This is a genomic window from Amycolatopsis roodepoortensis, assembly GCF_014873915.1.
Taxonomy (GTDB): domain Bacteria; phylum Actinomycetota; class Actinomycetes; order Mycobacteriales; family Pseudonocardiaceae; genus Amycolatopsis; species Amycolatopsis roodepoortensis.
In genome coordinates, this window is the sequence record NZ_JADBEJ010000004.1 from 1,590,089 (window position 1) to 1,611,865 (window position 21,777).

At 68.5% G+C, this 21,777-nt stretch carries 22 protein-coding genes; 11 read left to right on the forward strand and 11 right to left on the reverse strand.

From position 1 onward, the window contains the following. The first annotated feature begins 60 nt into the window (after positions 1-60). Entirely contained in the window at positions 61-522 is a 462-nt protein-coding gene (locus tag H4W30_RS18240) for a MarR family winged helix-turn-helix transcriptional regulator (protein WP_192743870.1), read from the forward strand. Between the two features lie 12 nt (positions 523-534). Here H4W30_RS18240 and H4W30_RS18245 read toward each other — a convergent pair whose 3' ends face one another. Genes H4W30_RS18245 through H4W30_RS18260 form a run of 4 tightly spaced genes read right to left on the reverse strand, consistent with a single transcriptional unit; the run spans position 535 to position 5,642 of the window. Then, the gene (locus H4W30_RS18245) at positions 535-2,133 is read right to left on the reverse strand and encodes a benzoate-CoA ligase family protein (RefSeq protein ID WP_192743871.1); all 1,599 of its coding nucleotides are present in this window, start codon (positions 2,131-2,133) and stop codon (positions 535-537) included. Between the two features lie 17 nt (positions 2,134-2,150). After that, a complete protein-coding gene (gene boxB, locus H4W30_RS18250) occupies positions 2,151-3,572 on the reverse strand; it encodes a benzoyl-CoA 2,3-epoxidase subunit BoxB (protein ID WP_192743872.1) in 1,422 nt (473 codons plus the stop codon). A gap of 7 nt (positions 3,573-3,579) precedes the next feature. Then, positions 3,580-5,172: a 2,3-epoxybenzoyl-CoA dihydrolase gene (gene boxC, locus H4W30_RS18255; protein WP_192743873.1), complete on the reverse strand. Its 1,593-nt coding sequence runs from the start codon at positions 5,170-5,172 to the stop codon at positions 3,580-3,582. Between the two features lie 32 nt (positions 5,173-5,204). Further along, complete coding sequence (locus tag H4W30_RS18260) at positions 5,205-5,642, reverse strand: hypothetical protein (RefSeq protein WP_192743874.1); 438 nt, start codon at positions 5,640-5,642, stop codon at positions 5,205-5,207. A gap of 348 nt (positions 5,643-5,990) precedes the next feature. Between H4W30_RS18260 and H4W30_RS18265 the strand changes: the two genes are divergently transcribed. The 3 genes from H4W30_RS18265 to H4W30_RS18275 are packed head-to-tail and all read left to right on the forward strand — an operon-like array spanning position 5,991 to position 9,048. Continuing rightward, positions 5,991-7,892, forward strand: a complete 1,902-nt coding sequence (locus H4W30_RS18265; RefSeq protein ID WP_192743875.1) for an ABC transporter ATP-binding protein — start codon at positions 5,991-5,993, stop codon at positions 7,890-7,892. A 47-nt stretch (positions 7,893-7,939) separates the two neighbouring features. After that, positions 7,940-8,131 carry a hypothetical protein gene (locus H4W30_RS18270; RefSeq protein ID WP_126730283.1) on the forward strand — a complete coding sequence of 64 codons (192 nt, stop codon included), beginning with the start codon at positions 7,940-7,942 and terminating at the stop codon, positions 8,129-8,131. 32 nt (positions 8,132-8,163) lie between these two features. Next, positions 8,164-9,048, forward strand: coding sequence for an alpha/beta fold hydrolase (locus H4W30_RS18275; protein ID WP_192743876.1), 885 nt, complete (start codon positions 8,164-8,166; stop codon positions 9,046-9,048). Here H4W30_RS18275 and H4W30_RS18280 read toward each other — a convergent pair. Then, on the reverse strand, positions 9,029-9,790 hold the full coding sequence (locus H4W30_RS18280; RefSeq protein ID WP_192743877.1) for a 2-keto-4-pentenoate hydratase: 762 nt from the start codon (positions 9,788-9,790) through the stop codon (positions 9,029-9,031). The two genes, H4W30_RS18275 and H4W30_RS18280, sit on opposite strands and share 20 nt — an antisense overlap. Continuing rightward, entirely contained in the window at positions 9,787-10,584 is a 798-nt protein-coding gene (locus tag H4W30_RS18285) for a 2-keto-4-pentenoate hydratase (RefSeq protein ID WP_192743878.1), read from the reverse strand. Before H4W30_RS18285 ends, H4W30_RS18280 begins: the two co-directional genes overlap by 4 nt. A 276-nt stretch (positions 10,585-10,860) precedes the next feature. On the opposite strand from H4W30_RS18285, the gene H4W30_RS18290 reads away from it, so the two are divergent. From H4W30_RS18290 to H4W30_RS18315, 6 genes are all read left to right on the forward strand, one after another. Then, a complete protein-coding gene (locus H4W30_RS18290; protein ID WP_192743879.1) occupies positions 10,861-11,433 on the forward strand; it encodes a hypothetical protein in 573 nt (190 codons plus the stop codon). Between the two features lie 34 nt (positions 11,434-11,467). Next, on the forward strand, positions 11,468-11,875 hold the full coding sequence (locus H4W30_RS18295; protein ID WP_125782248.1) for a CoA-binding protein: 408 nt from the start codon (positions 11,468-11,470) through the stop codon (positions 11,873-11,875). Between the two features lie 282 nt (positions 11,876-12,157). Then, a complete protein-coding gene (locus H4W30_RS18300) occupies positions 12,158-12,940 on the forward strand; it encodes an IclR family transcriptional regulator (protein ID WP_192743880.1) in 783 nt (260 codons plus the stop codon). Position 12,941: 1 nt separating this feature from the next. Further along, positions 12,942-14,633: an L-lactate permease gene (locus H4W30_RS18305; protein WP_192743881.1), complete on the forward strand. Its 1,692-nt coding sequence runs from the start codon at positions 12,942-12,944 to the stop codon at positions 14,631-14,633. Positions 14,634-14,868: 235 nt separating this feature from the next. After that, positions 14,869-15,741, forward strand: a complete 873-nt coding sequence (locus tag H4W30_RS18310) for a nuclease (RefSeq protein WP_192743882.1) — start codon at positions 14,869-14,871, stop codon at positions 15,739-15,741. A gap of 121 nt (positions 15,742-15,862) precedes the next feature. After that, the gene (locus tag H4W30_RS18315; RefSeq protein WP_192743883.1) at positions 15,863-16,258 is read left to right on the forward strand and encodes a sigma factor-like helix-turn-helix DNA-binding protein; all 396 of its coding nucleotides are present in this window, start codon (positions 15,863-15,865) and stop codon (positions 16,256-16,258) included. Positions 16,259-16,314: 56 nt separating this feature from the next. Here the strand turns inward: H4W30_RS18315 and H4W30_RS18320 are convergent, their stop codons facing one another. After that, entirely contained in the window at positions 16,315-17,589 is a 1,275-nt protein-coding gene (locus tag H4W30_RS18320) for an RNA polymerase sigma factor (protein ID WP_126730270.1), read from the reverse strand. Positions 17,590-17,782: 193 nt separating this feature from the next. Continuing rightward, positions 17,783-18,199 (reverse strand): YciI family protein, encoded by a 417-nt coding sequence (locus H4W30_RS18325; protein WP_192743884.1) that lies wholly within the window; start codon positions 18,197-18,199, stop codon positions 17,783-17,785. Between the two features lie 152 nt (positions 18,200-18,351). Between H4W30_RS18325 and H4W30_RS18330 the strand changes: the two genes are divergently transcribed. Next, positions 18,352-19,341, forward strand: a complete 990-nt coding sequence (locus H4W30_RS18330) for a small ribosomal subunit Rsm22 family protein (RefSeq protein ID WP_192743885.1) — start codon at positions 18,352-18,354, stop codon at positions 19,339-19,341. On the opposite strand, the gene H4W30_RS18335 is transcribed toward H4W30_RS18330, so the two are convergent. From H4W30_RS18335 to H4W30_RS18345, 3 genes are read right to left on the reverse strand one after another with little or no spacing between them, the layout of a single operon-like run. Continuing rightward, positions 19,323-20,237 carry a LysR substrate-binding domain-containing protein gene (locus H4W30_RS18335; protein ID WP_192743886.1) on the reverse strand — a complete coding sequence of 305 codons (915 nt, stop codon included), beginning with the start codon at positions 20,235-20,237 and terminating at the stop codon, positions 19,323-19,325. The genes H4W30_RS18330 and H4W30_RS18335 overlap by 19 nt on opposite strands. Before the next feature lie 52 nt (positions 20,238-20,289). After that, positions 20,290-21,003: a GAF and ANTAR domain-containing protein gene (locus H4W30_RS18340; protein ID WP_192743887.1), complete on the reverse strand. Its 714-nt coding sequence runs from the start codon at positions 21,001-21,003 to the stop codon at positions 20,290-20,292. A gap of 31 nt (positions 21,004-21,034) precedes the next feature. Further along, positions 21,035-21,760: a GAF and ANTAR domain-containing protein gene (locus tag H4W30_RS18345; protein ID WP_192743888.1), complete on the reverse strand. Its 726-nt coding sequence runs from the start codon at positions 21,758-21,760 to the stop codon at positions 21,035-21,037. Between the last annotated feature and the right edge of the window lie 17 nt (positions 21,761-21,777).

A 21,777-nucleotide genomic window follows, 5' to 3' on the forward strand; every position in this document is an offset into this window, starting at 1 on the left:
CGATAACCTCTCGCGCGCAAGATATATTCCCGGAAGAGTTCTTGGTGTACCCTCGCTCGCGTGACAGTGGCGAAACCGGAGGAACCGAACGACGACGAAGTGGTCACGTGGTGGGGCCTGGTGATCGAGGGCTACCTGGCCACCCAGAACAGGCTGATGGGCGAGATCGCCGAACGGTTCGGCCTGGCGCCGGCGTCGTTCGACATCCTGCTGCGGCTCGTGCGCTCACCCGAGCACCGGATGCCGATGACGCGGCTGGCCGTCGAGGCGGCGCTGTCGAGCGGCGGGTTCACCAAGGTCGCGGACCGGCTGGTCGCCGCGGACCTGATCTGCCGCGTGCCCAGCCCGGACGATCGCCGGGTCACCTTCGCGGCGCTCACCGACCACGGTCTCGACGTCGCCGAGAAGGCGAGGGAAGCGTGTGCCGAGATCCTGCGGCGCATCGTCCTGACCCCGCTCGGCGACGGCGCGCACGACCTGGCCGAGGCCATGCGGACCCTGCGCACCGTCAACGGCGCTTGACACCTACCGCATTCAGAGGACCAAATGCGGTGGAGCGGGGGTCTGGACCTCGTACAGGTCCCGCACCAGCTCCCGGATGACGTTGCGCCGGATCTTCCCGGTCGCCGTCTTCGGCAGTTCCCCCAGCTCGACGATGCTCCGCGGCCGTTTGAACGACGCCAGCCCGGCCCGGCAGAACTCGATCAGCTCGTCCGCGTCCAGCCTGCCGCCGGGCACGCCGACCACGCATGCGACCGGTTTCTCGATACCGTCGGCGTCGAAGGCGGCCACCACCGCGACCTCGGCGACCGCCGGATGCTGCAGCAGCCTGTCCTCGACCTCGGCGGGCGACACCCAGATCCCGCCCGGTTTCAGCATGTCGTTGAAGCGTCCGAGGCAGGTGTAGCTCCCGTCGGCGTTGCGCACGAAGCTGTCGCCGGTCCGCAGCCATTCACCCTGGAAGACGTGTTTCGTCGTCTCGTACCGCGCCCAGTACCCCGTCGCGATCGACGGCCCGGCGACGAACAGTTCGCCGGGTTGCCCGTCCGGCACCGGCTCACCCTGTTCGTCGCGCAGCGCGATCTCGTAGCCCGGCACCGGCACCCCGGTGCTGCCGGGGCGGACCTGCCGCGGCCGATTGGTCAGGAAGATGTGCAACGCCTCGGTCGAGCCGATCCCGTCCAGGATCTCGACGCCGAAGCGGTCGCGGAACCGTTCGTACAGCACGGCGGGCAGCGGCTCGCCGGCCGAAACCGCTTGGCGCACCGAGGAGAACGTGTCGTCGGGGATGTCGCTGGCGAGCAGCGCGGCGTAGAACGTCGGGACGGCGAAGAACAACGTCGGCCGCTCCGCGCGGACCCTGGCGGCGATCAGCCCCGGGGTCGGCCGCGCCGGTTCGAGCAGGGTCGTCCCACCGGCCGCGAGCGGGAAGAACGCCGAATTCCCCAGGCCGTAAGCGAAGAACAGCTTCGGGACGGACAGGAACCGGTCGTTCGGCCCGATGTCCAGCACGCCGCGCGCGTACGTCTCGCAGACCGCGCGGATACTCGCGTGCCGGTGCATCGCGCCCTTCGGCTTGCCCGTCGTCCCCGACGTGTAGAGCCAGAGCGCGGGCGAATCCTCCCAGGTCGGCGCCGGTTCGAAACCAGCTTCGTCCACTGTGGACAGCTCGCTCCACTCGTGCGCACGGACCCCGGGCGGCAGTTCGGCCACCTTGGCCCTGTCCAGCACGACGTCGGTGACCTCCGGCGCCAGCCCCAGCGCGACCGTCGCCTGCGCGGCGAACTCGCCCGAAACACATAGCACCCTCGCCCGCGAATCGGCGAGCAGCTTGCCGAGGTCCAGCCCGGTGACCATGGTGGACACCGGCACCGCGACCGCTCCGGCCAGCATCGCGCCGAGGATCCCGGTGAGCAGTTCGACGTCGTCGACCATGCAGAACAGGACCCGTTCCTCCGGGCGGACGCCGATCGCCTTCAGCCCCGCCGCGACCCGGCGGCTTTCGGCCGCCAGCTCCGCGTACGTGAGGCTCCGCCTCGGGGAAACGACGGCGTCCTTCGCCCCGCGCCCTTCCGCCAGATGCCGGTCGAGCAGGTAGCTCGCCGCGTTGAACCCGGTAGCAGCAGCGGTCACGGGCGCACCTCAATCGCTCAGCTCAGGTAAACGTATTCGTAGTCGAACGGTTTCCCATTGATGCCCTGGCGTGGCGGCGCCACCCAGCTCGCGATCTTTCCTCGCTCGTACACCGGGTGCATCAGCGATCGGACGAAGGACAGGTCTTCGGGAGTGGGCAGCCACTTGCGTTTGCCGGCCAGCCAGGTCCGCTCGTCGACAACGGTGCCGTCGGGCGTCACATGGTGGCCGGAGTTTATGCCGACTTCGCGATTGAATCCAGGGTGCGGGAGGACGAATCGGAAGTCGACGCCCGCCTCGTCCAGGATCTTGTTCCAGCGGTTGACGCCGGTCTGGCAGTCGGCGCGGTACTCCTCGCGCAGGTCGAGGTTCAGCAGCAGTATGGCCGCGAGTTCCTCGGTCTCCCAGGTGCCGTCGGCCCTGGGCCGGGACAGCGATCCGGCGGCGTCGGTGAGCTTGTGGTCGTCCTTGCGGCGGGCCTCCTGCCAGCGGCCTTTCAGCCCGGCGGTGTAGTAGTTCGCCGCGTTGGTCGACGTCTCGCCGCCGAACAGGTCGAGCGAGACGGTGTAGTGGAAGTTGAGGTAACGCTGGATGACGTCCAGCGGGATCCCGCCGTGCCCGGCGATGTCGAAGGTGTCGTGCTCGCGGATCAGTTCGGCACTGCGGGTGACCACCCGGTCGACCCCCGTGGTGCCGACGAACATGTGGTGCGCCTCTTCCTTGAGCATGAATTCACAAGTGCGGGAAAGCGGGTCGAAGCCGCTTTCCTTGAGGGTGCCGAGCTGGTATTTGCCATCGCGATCGGTGAAATAGGTGAACATGTAGAACGCGAGCCAATCCGCGGTCTCCTCGTTGAAGGCGCCGAGGATCCGGGGCGCGTCCGGGCTTCCGGAGTTCCGGAGCAGCAGTCCTTCCGCCTCGTCCCGGCCTTCGCGGCCGAAGTAGGCGTGCAGCAGATACACCATCGCCCACAGATGGCGGCCTTCTTCGACGTTGACCTGGAAGAGGTTCCGCAGGTCGTAGAGGCTCGGCGCGGTGAGGCCGAGCAGTTTCTGCTGTTCGACCGACGCCGGTTCGGTGTCGCCCTGGATCACGATGAGCCGTTGCAGGTCGGCGCGGTATTCGCCGGGTACCTGCTGCCAGGCGGGCTCGCCCTTGTGCTCGCCGAAGCCGATCACCCGGTCCGGGTCCGGCTCCGCGAGGAAGATCCCCCACCGGTAGTCGGGCACGTCGACGTGGTCGAAATGCGCCCAGCCGTCCCGGCCGACGCTGACCGCGGTGCGCAGGTAGACCCCTTGCGTCCGCAGCGCGGGGCCCATTTCACCCCACCAGTCCAGGAATTTCGGCTGCCAGCCCTCCAGCGCCCGCTGGAGGCGCCGATCGCCGGAGAGGTCGACGTTGTTGGGGATCTTGGCGTCGTAATCGATCTTGGTGGGCATGAGCTGTTCAAACCCGCTTCCTGTCGAAGACGGCCTTCTGACCGGTACCGTAGCGACGCAGCGCCCCCTCGGGGCCCGATGCGTTCGGACGAGTGAAGATCCAGTTCTGCCAGGCGGCGAGCCTGCCGAAGATCTTGCTTTCCAGTGTCTCGGGGCCGACGAACCGGTGGTTCGCCTCCATTCCGGTCAAGGCGTCCGGGCTGAGCGAAGCCCGTCCTTCCAGCGCGATCCGGATCTCGTCCTCCCAGTCGAGGTCGTCCGGGGCGTCGGTGACCAGGCCGAGTCCGTTCGCCTCCGCCGGGCTCAGCGGCTTGCCGCGGACCTCCGCGAGCCTCGTGACGTGATCCGGGTCGCCGAAGAAGCGGGATTCTAGGCGGGTCAGGCCGTTGCCCATCGGGAAGCGGCCGAAGTTGGCCTCGGACAACGTGATCGACGCACGTTCTTCACTGTCTTCGTCGTCGATCGGCGGACCGTCCAAGATGTACTGCCGGTCCGCGGCGAGCGCGAGTTCCAGCAGGAGCCCGGCATAGCAGCTGCCAGGCTCGATGAGCGCGGTCAGGCTGCGGCTGGTGACGTCCAGCCGCTTCAGCGTCCGTTTGAAGTAGTGGACGATTTCGTTGCTCAGACAATCTTTCGCGTCGAACACGGCACGTTCGTGTTCGAGGACCTTCGCCGGATCGCCTTCGGTGCGGAGCACCCACGTGCCGAGCTCGGGTTCGTTGGTGCGCAGGCGAAGGATCGCGTCGTCCAGTTCGCGGGTGACGTCCAGCAGCCAGCCGTCGTCGTCCTCCGGTCCCTTGACGATGATCGTCGCTTCGGACTTGCCGCGGGCGATGTCGACATAGCGATGCGTCAGTGGCTTCAGTTCGACGCCTTCGCCGTCGAGCCGCTCACTCGTCCGCGCGAACTCCTTCGCCCTGGCCAGCACGGCTTCGCGGAAACCCTGCCGCGGCACAAGTTCGTCGACGAGCCGCCAGCCGACGGCGGTCCGTCCTTTCACCCCGTCGGGGCGGGTGGCGAAGACGTCGGCGAGGTCCCGCCGTACGCCGCGTTTGTCGACCACCCTGGTGAGCCCGCCGGTGCCGGGCAGGACGCCGAGCAGTGGCACCTCCGGCAGCGCGACGGTCGAAGAGTTGTCGTCGACCAGCAGGATCTTTTCGCAGGCGAGCGCGATCTCGTAGCCGCCGCCGGCGCAGGTGCCGTTGACCGCCGCGACGTAGATCTGCCCGGAGTGCGCGGCGGCGTCCTCCATGGCGTTGCGGGTCTCATTGGTGAATTTGCAGAAGTTCACCTTCCACTCGTGTGACGACGAGGCCAGCATGCGGATGTTCGCGCCGGCACAGAAGACGTTGTCCTTCGCGCTGGTCACGACGACCACGCGGACCTCGGGATGTTCGAACCGCAGCCGCTGCGTCGCGTCGTACAACTCGATGTCGACGCCGAGGTCGTACGAGTTGAGCTTGAGCTCGTAACCCGGTACGAGTCCGCCGTCCGCGTCGACGTCGAGTTCGAGCCACGCGATTTCGCCGTCGGTGGACAGGTTCCAGTGCCGGTAGCCGCTGGGATGACGTTCGAACGTCACCGATGTGGTCCGCGTCACCCTTCCGATTGTCTACACGGTACTGATCAGCGTCAATGTTGTGTAGAAAGTTGGTCAGCCGACGTCACCCGGTTGAGCTTCGTCGCCGCCCAGACCACGAACGCCCACAGCAGGAGCGCGGCCGCCGTGTCGGTGTAGATCGTGGCGAACCAGAAGGCCGGGATCTGCGGCACGGCGACCAGGAAGTGGCCGAGGCTCGCTAGGCCGGACAGCGAATAGACCATCAGGAAGGCGAGCGCCCGCCAGTACCGTCCGCGCAGGTAGTCGCGGTAGCCGAGCACGCCGAAGACGGTGAAGAGGACGTACGCGACGACGACCAAGGTGGCGGCCATACCCACCGAGACCCCTTCGACCTGCGGATAGTCCGCAGCCCGGATCACGTTGTGCGCGTAGTGCAGCGTGGTGGACAGCAGCGTGAAGGCGAGGATCAGCCGTAACGCGGTGAGTCCCCGGTCTTGGAGAGTTTCCATGTTCGCCCCCTTTGCGACTTGATAGATCGCTCTAGCGAGAGCGTAACGCACGGTTCGGGGGAGGTGAAGGGGACTTTCGTCCTGACCGACTGTGTGGATTTTGGTGCGTTGGATGACCTGAAACCCACACAGTCACCTGAAGGAGCAAGGGACCTTTGCTACCACCCCGCCCCCGAGCGCAAGTTGCGAAAGCCACTTTCGCAACCTTCAACGTTGCGAAAGTGGCTTTCGCAACGCGCTCCGCCGAGCCCAGGCGCGACCAAAAAGCGGTGGCATAGCGGGAAAGCAAGCCCCACCGCACCCCTTCGGTTCTCAAAAATGTCGGTGGGTGCGCGTAGAGAAGGAGGAGTGCCCGAAGCGTCCGTGCCCCTGATCGGGGTCGAGAACCTCAAGATGCCCGAATGGGCCACGGTCGACGAGACCGTGGCCTCGGCGGGGATGGTCAAGGCCATCCGCACGCTCCCGTCCGCCGTGGCCATCGTGCTGCGCCTGGCCTGGCGGACGTCGCGGCGGTTGACCCTGCTCGCCGGCGTCGTCCACCTCCTTTCCGGCTGTGTCACGGCGTTCGGCCTGCTGGCCACGGCGAACGTGTTCATCGCGCTGCTGGAGAACGGGCCGACGCCGGAAAGGGTGTTGCAATCGCTGCCCGCGCTGCTGATCGTCGTCGGCACGTACGCCTTGCGCGCGCTGCTCGACACGGCGGTCGCCGCGGTCGAGGGCGCGCTCCGGCCGCGGGTCGTGACGTCGGCGGGCGACGAGGTCACCGCTGCGATGGTCCGCGTCCGGCTGCTGGCGTTCGAGGATGCCGATTTCCGGGAGCTGGCGCGGCAGGGCGCGCGGTACGGGGTCCGGTCGATCGAGATGAGCCTCCGCTGGCTCGCGGATCTGACGTCGGCGCTGATCTCGCTGGTCGCCGCGCTGGTGGCGGCGGGCCTGCTCAACCCGTGGCTCGCGCCGGTGCTGCTGCTCGCGGCGGTGGCCGATGGCTGGGCGGCGGCGAAGGTCGCGAAGCTGAACTACCGGCATTATCTCGACACCGTCGGCCGCAACATCCGGAAGGGGATCGTCGAGGAGGTCGCGACGTGGCGCCAGTTCGCGCTCGAACGGCACGCCCTGACGCTCCAGGAGCCGTTGCTCGCGGAGTACCGGCGGATCACCGACAGCCTGATGCGCGAAGAGGTCCGGCTCGCGCATCGCAGCAACATGGTCCGCCTCACCGGGCGCGCGGCGGCCGGGGTCGGCACCGCGATCGCGTATCTCGTGCTCGGTCTCCTGCTCTACACCGGCCAGATGGAGCTCGCCCTCGCCGGGACGGCCGCGCTCGCCATGCGGACGGCGTCGAATTCACTGTCCATCACGATGCACGCGGTGAACTCCCTGTACGAGGAGTCGTTCTACATCGCCTTCTTCCACCGGCTGCTGGTGGAATCCGGGAAACGCGGCCCGGTGAAGGGCGGGGTCGCCGCCCCGCCGGATCCGGCGGAGATCCGGCTGGAGAACGTCGGTTTCACCTATCCCGGCCAGGAGAACCCCGCGCTGCGCGAGGTTTCGCTGACCATCCGGCGCGGCGAGGTGGTCGCCCTCGTCGGGGAGAACGGTTCGGGCAAGACCACGCTGGGCAAGCTGCTCACCGGGCTCTATCCGCCATCGGAGGGAAAGGTGTACTGGGACGACGTCGATCTCGCGGGTGCCGATCACGAGTCGGTGCACGCCAACATCGCCGTCATCGCCCAGGATCCCGCCGAATGGCCGATGACCGCGGAGCACAACGTGACCGTCGGCAGGCTCGGCCGGGAAGACCCGGAGCGCGCCGCGTGGCACGACGCGATCACCTCCTCCGGCGCCGACGAGGTGATCGATTCCTTGCCCGCCAAGGAGAAGACCGTGCTGTCCAAGAAGTTCGACGACGGGCAGGACCTGTCGGGCGGGCAATGGCAGCGGATGGGCATCGCCCGCGGTATCTACCGTGACGCCGCCGTCCTGGTCGCCGACGAGCCGACGGCCGCCCTCGACGCGAAGGCCGAGGCCAGGGTCTTCGCGGGGCTGCGACACGCGAGCGTTTCCGGGGTGGGCAGGCGCACGACGATCCTGGTGACCCATCGGCTGGCCAACATCCGCTCCGCGGACCGCATCCTCGTGCTGGACAAGGGACGGCTGATCGAGCAGGGCACGCATGCCGAGCTCATCGAGGAAGGAGGCCTCTACCACGAGCTTTACGAAATCCAGGCTCGCGCGTATCGCGGCGAATGAGCGGGTAACCGGTGGACGGGAACGACCCCGATCCACCGGAGGGAACCATGTCCGACCAGGAAGATCGCGAAGCGGCCGACGGTCCGAGCCCGGCCGACGCGTCCGAAGAGGCCGTCCAGCTCAGCAGGCCCGACGGCGGAGAACCGGGCGACACCGAGCCGGAAGAGATCGCCGAGGACGAGGGCACGCAGCGGACCGCCGGGCCGGAAAGCCAAGCCGTCCACATCGAGGACGCGTAGCCGTTTTCGCGTTAGGCGGTCACACTGTCCTGATGCCGGAGAAGATCGCCGAAGTGAACGGCGTCCAGCTGTGCCACGAGACGTTCGGCTCGCCGGACGGCAGGCCACTGCTGATGATCATGGGCCTGGCGTCGCAGATGATCTGGTGGGACGACGAACTCTGCGAGAACCTCGCGGCCGAGGGTTTCTACGTCATCCGCTACGACAACCGGGACGCCGGCCGGTCCAGCCGGATGTCCGGCCGGGCGAACCTGCCGCTCGCGTACGCCCTGCGCACGGCGCCGTACTCCTTGGCGGACATGGCGGGGGACGCCGCCGGTCTGCTGACCGCGCTCGGTGTCGGGAGCGCGCACGTCGTGGGCGCGTCGATGGGCGGGATGGTCGCGCAGACGCTGGCCATCGAGTACCCGTCGCGCGTGCGGTCGCTGACGTCGATCATGTCGACCACTGGCAACCGGTTCGTCGGACGGCCGAGCGCCAAGGCGATGGCGATGCTGCTGACGGCACCCCCGCGCGGCCGCGAGGAGTACGTCGATTCGCTGGTCCGCACCTTCCGCGTCATCGGCTCGCCCGGTTACCCCTTCGACGAGGCGCGGATGCGTGAGCGCGCGGAGCGATCCTTCGATCGCGGCGTCAACCCCGGCGGCACAGCGCGGCAGCTGGCGGCGATCGTTTCGAGCCGGGATCGCTTCCGCGCGTTACGGAAACTCAAAATACCCGCGCTGGTCGTGCACGGTTCGAAGGATCCGCTCGTCCACGTGTCCGGCGGCCGGGCGACGGCCCGCGCGCTGCGGGAGTCCGAAGTGGACATCGTCCCGGGGATGGGGCACGATCTCCCGCGCGCGATCTGGCCGCGGCTGACCCGCGGTCTGGTCCGCACGGCGGACCGCGCCGACGTCAAGACCCGGCGAGCGTGATCGAGCCCAGATGCGAGAAATGTGCCGCCACCCGTGAACCCGGGCGCACGTCGACGGCGTCGGTCATCCCTCCGGTGAGCACGATCCAGCCCGGCTCCAGCGCGAGCCCGCGAGCGCCGAGGATGTTGGCCGCCAGCGCCAGGGCCTCCGCCGGATGCCCTTGCACGGCCGCGCCGGTGGCGGTGTCGACGATCGCGCCGTCGACCTCCAGCAGCGCCGCCTCCAGTGAAAGATCCACTGTGGACGGTTCGACGCCGACCGGGCCCAGGGTGAAGTACGCCGAGAAACCGTTGTCCGCCACGACGTCCGGCAGCTTGCCCCGATAGTCGCGGTAGCGGCTGTCGACGATCTCGATACCGCCGTGGACCCGGCTCACCGCCGCCATCGCGGTCGCCGCGGTCACGCCGGGGCCCGCGAGCCGTTCCCCCAGCACGAAAACCAGCTCGGGCTCCGCACGCGGATGGATCAGCGACGGCGCCGGGACACCGGCGGGCAGCACCATCGCGTCGGTCAGCCACGCGAGCAACGGCGAGTCGATCCCCATCCGCCGCTGCATCGCCCGCGAGGTCAGGCCCAGCTTGACGCCGACCACCGTCTCGCCGCGCGCACGCCGAAGCCGTAGCGCCTCGTCCTGGATCGCATAGGCGGTATCGACGTCCAAATCGGGCCACTCATCGGTCAGCGGTTCGCGTTCTTCGCCGGACAGCAGCGCTTCCGCCGCCTCCCGCACACCAAGACTCACGGCCGTTCCTCCCCGGAGAACTTCGCGGTGACACTGCCGAGCCCCGCCATCGTCGCGACGACGGTGTCGCCGGGGCTCACCGGGATCGCGCGGGTCATCGAACCGGGCAGCACGACATGCCCCGGTTCGAGCGAGACACCGAGCGGCCCCACCGTGTTCGCGAGCCACACCAGCGCGTTCACCGGCGAGCCGAGCACCGCGCCGCCGGCCCCGGTCGCCGCGAGCTCGCCGTTCTGGTACAGGACACAGCCCACCAGCCGCAGGTCGATGTCGCCGATCGCGGTCGGCCTGCTGCCGAGGACGACGCCGCCCGAGGACGCGTTGTCCGCGATCGTGTCGACGATGCTGATCTTCCAGTCCTGGATGCGGGAATCGACGATCTCCAGCGCCGGGACGACGAAGTCCACCGCCCGCAGCGCGTCCGCCACCGTGACGCCGGGGCCGCGCAGCCGCGAGCCGAGCACGAACGCGATCTCCGGCTCGATCCTCGGCTGCAGGAAGCCGCCGATCGGGATCGGCTGGTGTTCGAGGTGGAACATCGAGGCGGTCAGGTGGCCGTAGTCGGGCTGGTCGACGCCCATCTGCCGCTGCATGGCGGCGGACGCGAGCCCGACCTTGTGCCCGCGCACCTCGTCGCCGCGTTCGGCCCAGTGGCGGACGAGCCGCTGCTGGATGCGGTACGCGTCCTCCAGGGTCGCGCCGGGATAGGACTCGATGAGGGGCGCGATCGGCTTGCCGGTCTCGTACGCGCTGAGCAGCGCGGCCGCGGCCTCCTGCAGCGTGCTGGCGTCCATGGGCTCCTTCCGACAGTCGGACTCTGCCCCGTCGCCAGTGCCCGCACAAGACGCCCGTTCCACTGGCCGGTACGGACGGGTCAGGCCGAGTCTTGGCCGCCGTCGTGTCGCGAAAGCCACTTTCGCGACGTCTGGTGTCCCGAAAGTGGCTTTCGCGACACCCCGGCGATCGGTGACCGCGCCTCAGGGCCCCCGCGGTCGGCGGCCTCGTCTCGGGAGCGACCGATTAGGCCGAAAGGGTCTCGCGGGCCCCCGATCATCACCTAGCCTGCTCCCATGTCCGATTGGGCGCTCTCACGGGCGAAGGCCAGGATCGACCGCCGCGAAGAGCTCGACGAGCTCACCGCGCGCATCCGCTACGAGGTGCGGGTGCACCTCAACGAGCCCACCGCGCACAACGCCTACGACGAGCTGACCGACATCTTCGCCATCGGGCACGCGGAGTGTTCGGCGCTGCTGAAGCACCGCCGCGTCCTGCCGCTGTGGGAGCGGCTGCTGCTCCAGCGCTACACCCGCCGCCTCTACGGCAAGGCGGTGTCGACGACCGTCGGCGACCTCCCCGCCGACGCCGGACCGGCGCCCGCGGCCGCGTTCGGCCCGGAAATCGGCTCCCTGAGGCCGGATTCCGGTGACACCGGCGCGAAATTCGACCTGCAGGGCCGCGGCCTGGTCAACGTCTTCCGCATCGCCGCCGGGCGGCACGGCGAGATCTGGCCCGATCGGCACGACGTCGCGACGACGTCCGCGCGCAGCGTCCTCACCTGTTCCGCGGTCTTCCTGCGGCGCCGCGTCTGGCACGTCGTCTGGCCGGTTTACCGGGTGCGCGGCCTGCGGCTCTGGAAGCTCTAGGAATGCGCGGCCGCCCGCCGTCGTTGAACCCGGTATGACCGATCGCGCCACCGAAATCCTCGCCGGATCGAAGACGATCGCCGTCGTGGGGCTGAGCCGCGATCCGGCGAAGGCCTCGCACGGGGTCGCCGCCGTGCTTCAGGCTCACGGGTTCCGGATCATCCCCGTCCATCCCTCGGCCGACGAGCTGCTCGGCGAGAAGGTGTACCGCTCGCTCACCGACATCCCCGAGCCGGTCGACCTGGTCGACGTCTTCCGGCCGTCCGAGGACACCCCGCCGATCGCCGAGCAGGCCGTCGCGATCGGCGCGAAAGCGCTCTGGCTGCAGCAGGGCATCGTCTCCGCCGAGTCCCGGCGGATCGCCGAAGAAGGCGGGCTGGCCTACGTCGAAGACCGCTGCACCGCGGTCGTCCGAGCGGTCGCGAATCTGTCTGTGCGTTAGAAACGCACTTCGCGCCGAACCCCCGCCACGATTTTCCGGCGGGGGTTCGTTCATATCCGTGAACAAAGAAATGACCTTTGAAGTCATACACCGATTCGGATCCACCGAAGGAGGTTGGTCCAAACCGGTGATCTTGACCAGAAGCCTCCGAACTGGGAAAACTTGTCCGGTCGACAGTTTGTTAAGAAACCTTCCCAAGGGTCGGGCGAGCTGTTAACGTCCGAATCCGCTTAGCGGAAACCGGTGCCGATCATCGGCACCCCGGTCCAACGGAGGGGCGAAGTGGGCACACCACGTAGCCTGGATTCCAGTGGCACACTCGAGCGCGGGCTCGCGGTTCTCGAGCATGTCGGCCAGAACCAGGAGATTTCCACCAATGCGATCGCCCGGCAATTAGGTCTCTCCCGGAGCGCCGCGTACCGGATCGTCGGCACCCTCAAGAACCTCGAATACCTCGAAGCCGATCGCGCCACCGGCCGCGTGCGGCTCGGTACCCGGCTGGTCGAACTCGGCGCCCGCGCGATGGCGGCGACCGACCTCCACCGCTGCGCGCCGCGCTATCTCGCGTCGCTCGCCGAACGCAGCGGCGAAACGACGTATCTCGCCGTCCCGGACAACGACACGATGGTCTACGTCGCCACCGAACGCAGTGCCAACGCCGTCACCCTGGCCTGCCGCCTCGGCACCCGCCGCCCGCAGCACGCGACGTCGCTGGGCAAGGCGTGGCTGGCGGCACTGCCCGAACAGGACCGCGTCGAACGCATCCGCCGGATGAAACTCGACAGCCTCACGCTCAAGACGATCAACGATCCCGCCCGGCTCCTCGACGACCTGGCCAGGACCAGCCGCCGTGGCTGGGCCGTGGACGACGTCGAGAACGAACCGGACGTGGGCTGCGTGGCCGCCGCCGTCCGCGACCACACCGGACGGCCGATCGCCGCGATCAGCATCGCGGGCCCCGCGGGCCGGGTGCTCCGCCGCACCGACGAACTGGGCGCGACGGTGGCGGGCACCGCGGCCGCGCTGTCGCTCCGGCTGGGTTACGTCCGCGCGCAAAGGGGCTGAGGTGGGCTGGGTCCAGGACTACCAGCCGGCGGGCGGGCTCTGGTTGTCCGCCGCGCTGGCGGCGCTGCCGATCATCGTGCTGCTGGTGACGCTGGGGGTCCTGCGCCGGTCGGCGCATCTCTCGGCGGCGCTGGCGCTGATCACCGCGCTGCTGGTCGCGGTACTGCTGTACCGCATGCCGGCCGGGCTCGCCTTCGATTCCGCGGCCATGGGTCTCGTGTTCGGGATGTGGTCGGTGGCCTGGATCGCGTTCCACGCCGTGTACTTCCACAACGTCACCGTCGCGACGGGACGCTTCGACGACATCAAGGCGGTCCTCGCCGGATTCAGTGAGGACCGCCGCATCCAGGCGCTGCTGATCGCGTTCGGCTTCGGCGCGCTGCTGGAAGGGATCGCGGGCGGCGGCTCGCCGATCGCGATCACCGCGGCGATGATGGCCGCGCTCGGTTTCCCGCCGGTGAAGGCGGTCGTGCTCGCGTTGCTGGCGAACACCGCGCCGGTCGCGTTCGGCGGCCTCGGCAATCCGCTGATCGTGCTGGGCAGGCTGACCGCGCCGATCCTCGGGATGCCACAGGAACAGGCGACGGAACTGTTCTCGTCGATGGTCGGCCGTCAGCTTCCGTTGCTGGCGCTGATCGTCCCCGGTTTCCTGATCGTGGTCCTCGCGGGCTGGAAACGGATGATCGAGGTCTGGCCCGCCGTGCTGACGGCCGGGCTGTCGTTCGCGGTCATGCAGTTCGTCACCTCGAACTTCATCAGCCCGAGCCTCGTCGACGTCGTCGCCGCGCTCGCCGCGATGGCGTCACTGTGGATATTGACGCGGTTCTGGCAGCCGTCGGCGGTTTGGCGTTTCGACGGCGAAGAACCGGTGCGGGCCGGGGCGAGCCTCGGCGCGGCGAAGGCCGGGCGCGGCGCGTTGTACGCGTGGGCGCCGTACATCGTCCTGATCGCGGCGATCTTCCTTTCGCGGATCGGCACGATCTTCAAGAACCTGCCCGAATGGCTGGACCTGACGAAGCTGCTGCACAAGGCCGATTGGGTGTTCGCGTGGCCGGGACTGCACAAGGAGGTCGTCCAGCACGCGCCGATCACGCCGAAGGACACCCCGTACGCGGCGACGCTGACCGTCGATTTCCTTTACTCGCCGGGAACCGTGGCCCTGATCGCGGCGATCGTGGCAGGCTTCCTGATGGGCGCGAAACCGCGGCTGCTGCTCGCGACCTATCGCCGGACACTGCACCAGATGCGCTGGGCGCTGGCGACGATCTTCATGATCCTCGCGATCGCGTTCGTCATGAACTACTCGGGTGCGACACAGACCCTCGGCCTCGCGCTGGCGACCACCGGCGTGCTGTTCCCGTTGTTCTCCGCCTACATCGGCTGGCTGGGCGTCTTCCTCACCGGGTCGGACGCGTCGACGAACAGTCTCTTCGGGCCCATGCAGGTGATCTCGGCTCAGCAGCTGCACGTCGACCCGATCCTCGCCGGCGCCACCAACACCTCCGGCGGCGTGATGGGCAAGATGATCTCGCCGCAGAACCTGTCCATCGGCGCCACCGCGATCGGGCGCTCCGGGCAGGAGGGCGCGCTGTTGCGGCAGACCTTCCTGTGGTCGGTCGCGCTGACCGCCGTGGTCGGGGTGATCTCGTTGCTTCAGGCGACGGTGCTGGACTTCATGATCCCTGGTCGTTGAGCCGGATCAGGCCCGCTTCGGTCGGCCGGAAACCGCAGGCGCCGTAGTAGAACGGACCGAGTTCCGGCACCGTCGTCGGTGACCGGGTCGCCGGCATCCACGAAATGATCATTCCGCGCCAACCGTCGGAAGATCTCCGAGAATGTCCACAATGGTCACCCGTTCTTAACCCGCGACTGCTCTGGATGGATGAACGCATGGTTCGTTCACCGGAATGAGAACTACCGTTGTCCGCATGCCCATGACGCTGATCAAAGGTACGTTCCAGCTCGTCGGAGCCTCACCGGACGGCGATTCGGTGCGGTTCTATCCCGAGGATCCACAGGCGACCAAGAAGGCGGGCCTGAAGGTCCGGCTCAATTCGCGGGGCGGGATGCAGCTGCGGCTCGACGCGATCGACGCGCTCGAAACGCATTACCAGGCCAGGGGAACCGGCGGGATGTGGCATCAGCCCGCGGAGTTCGCGGACGCCGCCGCGGCGAACCTGCTGAAGGCGCTCGGTTTCAAGACCGTCGAACGCGACGAACGGGGAACGGTCACTTCGTCGACGCCGATCAAGGTAGCCGGTCACATACTGACGCGATTCGCCGACAAATACGGACGGGCGGTCGCGTTCGCCTTTCCCGGGCAACGGCCGGGACGGTCGGCGGACCTTTCCAAGGTCCATCTCGACGTCAAAACGCTGAAGAACTCCGCGAACTACCGGCAGGTCGCGGACGGGCTCGTCTACCCGACTTTCTATTCGCTGCTTTACCCCGACCTGCGTGACGCCTTGGCCGAAGCGGCGGTCAAAGCGCGCGACAACGGGCTCGGGTTGTGGCCCCGTGACGTCACGAACTCCGGGTTCAAGCTCTCGTCACGGCGGCAACTGGCCGACGAACTGGTGATCCTGCCGAAACTGTTCCGCAGGCTCGTCGACTACCTCGCGCTCGACGAAAGCGGCGGGGTCTCGCTGAGCGGCTTCTCCGACTTCCTCGATTCCCGCAACGACCGCCTGTTCACCGTCCCGGACGGGCACGCGACGGAATTCGAGACCTTGGTGAGCGTGAAGCGGCAGACCGTGAACCTGACGATCGAGCCGGAGCGGATCGTCTTCATCGAGGCCTGAGCCGCCCGTGTCGGCAAAAAGACCGTACCTCCCTCCCCCTCCGGCGTGCTCATCTGAAAGGTGGGAGAGGGAGCCGATGGAAGGACACGGTTCGCGACGGCCGGAGGAGGCCGGCGGGCGGATGGAGACAGCCTCGAAACTCGTCGACACCGTCCGCGTCCTGGTCGTGCGCTACTGCCGGGCGCGGATCGGCCGCCGTTCGGGCACCTACGAAATCGCCGACGCCGTCGCGGGGGACAGCTGCCGCGAGATCATCGCCGGGGCGGCCGGCGCTCCCGCGCTCCTCACGTTCGCCTACGACGTCATGCGCGGCCTGGTGGACGACTTCCACCGGACCGCCGCCGAACTGCCGAACCCGCTTTCGGGACTGCCGGGCCAGCAGCGCGAGATCATGGTGCTGCGGTCGCTCGTCGGGCTCTCCGCCGACGACACCGCGCTGGCGCTCGGCTGCTCCGTCCAGGCCGTCCGGCTGGGGCAGCACCGGGCGCTGAGCGCCCTGCGCCCCGCCCCCGCCTGACGCATTTCGTCCTCTCGACGCGGTGGTTCGCACCACGCACTACCGCATCCAGAGGACTAAACGCGGGGGGTGCACTCCGCGGCCCGGTTCAGTAGGAGAGTGCGCTCCCGGTCGTTCCCGGTCATCTCCGCCGCGCGCTCGAACTCGGCGCGGGCCTCGTCGAGGCGGCCGAGCTTCGACAGGAAGTCGCCGCGCACACTCGGCAGCAGGTGGTACGACTTCAGCGCGGGCTCCGACAGCAGCTTGTCGACGACTTCGAGCCCCGCCTCCGGCCCGACGGCCATCGACAGCGCCACGGCCCGGTTCAGTTCGATCACCGGCGACGGGTTCAGCTTCCCGAGCCCTTCGTACAGCACGGCGATACGCGCCCAGTCGGTCTCGTCGCCCGTTCGCGCCCGCGCGTGGCAGGCGGCGATGGCGGCTTGTGCCGCGTAGACGCCGAAAGCCCCGTCCGCGAGCGACTCGGCGAGCTCCAGCGCGGCGAGACCGCGGCCGATCAGGAGCCGGTTCCATTTCGTCCGGTCCTGATCCATCAGCAGCACGGGTTCGCCGTTCGGCCCGACGCGCGCGGCGGACCGAGACGCCTGGATCTCCATCAGCGCGACGAGCCCGTGCACCTCGGGTTCCTTCGGCATCAGCCCGGCCAGGATCCGGCCGAGCCGCAGTGCCTCTTCGCACAACGCCGGGCGCATCCAGTCTTCGCCGGCCGTCGCCGAATAGCCCTCGTTGAAGATCAGGTAGATGACTTCGAGCACCGAAGACAGGCGGGCGACCCTGTCCTGGCCCTCGGGCACCTCGAACGGCACCTTGGCGTCGCCGAGGGTCTTCTTCGCCCGGACGATCCGCTGCGCGATGGCGGTCTCCTTGGCGAGGAACGCCCGCGCGATCTCGTGCGTCTGGAGCCCGCCGATCATCTTCAGCGTCAGCGCCACCCTTGCCTCGGTCGACAGCACGGGGTGGCAGGCGGTGAACACCAGCCGCAGCAGATCGTCCTCGATATGGTCGTCGAGCCCCGCGGTGAAGTCGGGATCCTCCTCGAACTCCAGCTCGCGGCCGATCTCGCCGAGCTTCTTCTCGTACCGCTCGTTGCGGCGGAAGGTGTCGACGGCGCGGCGTTTCGCCGTGGTCATGAGCCAGGCGCCCGGGTTCCTCGGGACGCCCGACTCAGGCCACTGTTCGAGCGCGGCGACCAGCGCGTCCTGTGCCAGTTCCTCCGCGAGCCCGACGTCGCGCGTCATCCGCGCGAGGCCGGCGATGAGGCGGGCCGATTCGATCCGCCACACCGCGTCGATCGCCGAACGGGGGTCTGCTGTTGCCGTCACGCCGACCAATCAACATCGTCGGCGCGACGACCGCAACCCTGGCCGCGTCCGGCGAGTCCTGTTCGATGGGCTTCGCGATCCAGGCGGTTCCTGGCGGTGCGGGCGGATCGCCCTCGTACCAGGTCGTACTCGGGCGCGTCCGCCCGTGCCGCCAGGGACCACCTGGGCGCGGAGACCGCGAACAGGACTTGGCGGACGCGGCCTAGTTCTCCTCGGCCTGCTCCCGCAGCTTGCGCTCGTGCTCGACGATCTCCGGGGTCGCGTTGTCGAAATCCTCCATCTCCGCGATCCGGCGGATCTCGATCTCACCCTCGCGGAACGGCGCGCGCTTCATCCATTCGACGACCTCGGCCCGGTCCTTCACCTGCAGGATCCAGAAACCCGCGATGAGTTCCTTGCTCTCCGCGAAGGGCCCGTCGACGACCCTGGCCTCGGTGGTGCCGGAGTACTGGATGCGGAATCCTTCGGCGCTGGGCAGCAGGCCTTCACCCGCGAGCATGACGCCGGCCTTCACCAGTTCCTCGTTGAACTTCCCCATCTCCTGCAGCTCTTCGGCGCTCGGCTGCGCACCGGCCACGTCGGACTTCTCGTCGCTCTTGACAATCACCATGAACCGCATCTGAGGTCTCCGTTCCCGGCGGGGCTCGTCCCTGCCACATCTACGCGTCGATCGGGCACCCCAGGTTTCGACACGGTCCCCGAACTTTTTTCCGCGGTCATTCGAGCAGCCGGAAAACCGCAGGTCAAGCGCCCATGAAAGAATGACCCCTCGTGGCCGCACTCCCCGAGACCCTCCGCTCCGCCCTCGACGAAGAGCTGGGCAAGTACCCGCAGAACAGGCTGACGCAGTCCGTCGAGCGGCTCAGCACGCGCTACCGCGAGAACAACCCCGCGAGCGCGCCCATCCTCTCTTCCGAGGTCGACATCGCGGCGTACGCGGGCTACCGGATGCCGGCCACGTACGCGGCCGTACACGCCGTTCTCGCCGAAGCCGCCCTTCGCGCTCCCGGGTTCGCTCCGCGGACGCAGATGGACGTCGGCGGCGGCACCGGTGCCGCGATCTGGGCGGCGGCGGACGTGTGGCCGTCATTGGAGGAGAGCACCGTCGTCGAGCAGGTCCCGGGCGCGATCGCGCTGGGACGGCGGCTCGCGGGGAACGCCGGGGACAAGGCCGTCCGGGACTCGACCTGGCGGCGTGGCCTGATCGACCCGGCCGCGCCCGCGCCGGAGGCCGATCTCGTGACCCTCTCCTATGTACTCGGCGAGCTGCCCGAAGCCCGCCGGGCCGACACCGTCCGCTGGCTGTCGGCGAAGGCCGGGATGCTCGTCCTGATCGAGCCCGGCACTCCCGCCGGCTACGAACGGATCGTCGAAGCGCGCGATCAGCTCGTCGAGCTCGGGCTCTCCCTGGTCGCTCCCTGTCCGCACGAGGGCGCGTGCCCGATCCCGCGTGGCAAGGACTGGTGCCATTTCGCCGCGCGGCTCCCGCGCACCGGCCTGCACCGTCAGCTCAAGTCCGGAACGCTCGGCTTCGAGGACGAGAAGTTCTCCTACGTCGTCGCGTCGCGCACGGCGCCGGAACGCGCCGAAGCCCGCATCCTGCGGCATCCGGCCAAACGCAAGGGCATGGTCGGCCTCTCCCTCTGCGCCGGGGCCGGGCTCACCGAAACGATCGTCACCAAACGGCACGGCGCGGCCTACCGAGCGGCCCGCGACGCCGAATGGGGCGACGCCTGGCCCGATCAGTCCACAGTGGACTGACGATTCCGCCGCGCCTGATTGCCCACGGCGGCGAGCAACGCGCCCAGCGCCGGATTGTCGTTGCTCCGCCGCCACATCAGTTCGAGTTCGACCGGGCGGTTCTCGACCCCGTCCACCGGGCGGAACACCACCCCCTCGAAGCGCAGCGTGGCGGCCGCGGCCGGCACCAGCGCGACCCCGAGTTCCGCCTTCACCAGCGCGAGCACCGTATGCACCTGACAGGGGTACTGCGTGTACTCCGGCACCACCCGGGCGGCGCGGAACACCGCCACGAGCAGGTCGTGGAAATAGCGGCCCTCCGACGGCGAATACATGATGAACGGCTCGCCGTCGAAGTCACGGACCTCGGGATTCTTCTTGCGCCGCGCCAACGGATGCGCCGACGGCAACGCCGCCAGCAGCGGCTCCCGCCACAGCGGCAGGGTCACGACGTCGGCCCCCGTGACCGGCGGCCGGATCATGCCGAGGTCGATCCCACCCGCCAGCAGCTCCTCCACCTGCGCCGCCGTCACCATCTCCCGGAGCACGAGATCGACACCGGGCACCTCGGCGTTCGCCACGGCGATGACGCGTTCGAGATAGGAATACGCCGCCGTGGCCGTGAAACCGAGCGTGACGATCCCGGCCTCGCCCTTCTTCGCCCGCCGGGCGTACAGCGTCGCCTCGTGTGCCGAACGAAGGATCTTCCTTGCCTCGGCGAGAAAAACCCGTCCCGCGGGAGTCAGCTGGACGGCGCGATGCGTCCGATCGAAAAGCTCGACCCCCAGTTCGCGCTCCAGCAACTGGATCCGCCTGCTCAACGGCGGCTGGGTCATCGAGAGCCGCTCCGCCGCCCGGCCGTAGTGCAGTTCCTCGGCCACCGCGACGAAACTCACCAGCTGCTCCAGGGAAAACACCCAGCCAGTCTAGGTATCGCCGAGGGGCGGACAAGCGCCGAATCGGTATCGTTCAGCGCGGGATTTCCACTGTGCGGTCGACGATCCCGGCCGCCACGGAAAGGATCTTGCGATTGTTGCTCCGCGCGTAGGCGCGCAATACGCCGAACGCGTCGTCCACCGAAACCCGGAGGCGTTCGGCGAGAACACCCTTCGCCTGCTCGATGATCACCCTGCTGTTCAACGCCGTCTGAAGCTGCGCGGTGACGATCTCCTGCCGCTGCCACAGCCGGTGATGCAGGATGCCGATCGTGGCGACGTCCGCGAGCGCCTGCGCCAAGCACAATCCGGCGGCGTCGAGTGGCGCGGGGCTCGTACCGAACAGGCTCAGCGCACCGATCACTTCCTCACGAAGCCGCATCGGCAACGCGTACACGGAACGGAATCCGGCCTTTTCGGCTTCTTTGGAGAACTTCGGCCAGCTCTTGCCCGTCTTCGCCAGATCCGGGCAGTCCACCGGCTCGGCGTCCCGGTGGCAGTCCAGGCACGGCCCCTCCGAGTTCCGCAGCTGGAACACTTCGAGCAGGCGGGTCTTCTCATCGGACGCGGCGACCATGGTGAGCGCGCCGCGCGCGTCGGCGAGCACCAGCCCGGCCCCACCGACCCCGAGCAGTTCGACGCATCTGCAGGCCAACAGATCGAGGAACTCGACGAGGTCGAAGTCGTCGACGAGGGTGTCCGCCAACTGGACGAAGGTCTCGCGCAAGCCGGCCGTCAGGTCGGTCATCGTCTCTGCTGTCTCCTCGGGCTCACGTCCGTCATGGTCCGGACCGGAACGTGACCCGGCGGAGCACCACGTCCCTGGCCACCTCGTCGAGCTTCCGGTCGTTCGCGTAGGCGAAGGCGCGCAACCGCGCGAGCGCGTCCGCGAGCCCGACGCCGAGCTGGACCGACACCATGCCCGCGGCCTGATGCACCCGGTCGCGATGGCCGGTGAATCCGCGGTCGATCAATCCGGCCAGTCCCGGCCCGCCGGCGTCGGCCTCGGCGATGGCGAGGGTGATCACCGCTTCGGCGCAGACGAGCGCTTGCGCCCGCCGTTCCCTCGACGGGGCACCGGCGAATTCGCGATAACAGTCGACAACGCCCACTTTGACCGCACCGGCCCGGATCGGCACCGCGATGATCGATTTCACGCTCCGGTCGATCGCCTCGGGCGCGAACATCGGCCATCGGAGTGATGCCTCCGAACTGGTCACATCGGTTACGACGACGAGCATACCGCCGCGCACCACCTCCACCGCGGGACCTTCGCCGAGCGTGAACTGCAGATCTTCCAATTCACGGCTGCGTTCGTCGGTGGCGAAGACGGGCTCGGCGAGACCTCCGCCGGCGGTGAGGGTGAGCCCGACACCCGCGGCGTCGAGAACCTGTCCGCAAATGACGCAGGCGTGTTCGACCGAGACCGGTGAACCGGTTTCCGAAGCGAGAAAACACATCTTCGCCCAAACCGAAGCGGCGCGATCATGCCGTCGAATCCCCATGGCGTGCCTCCCGGCGT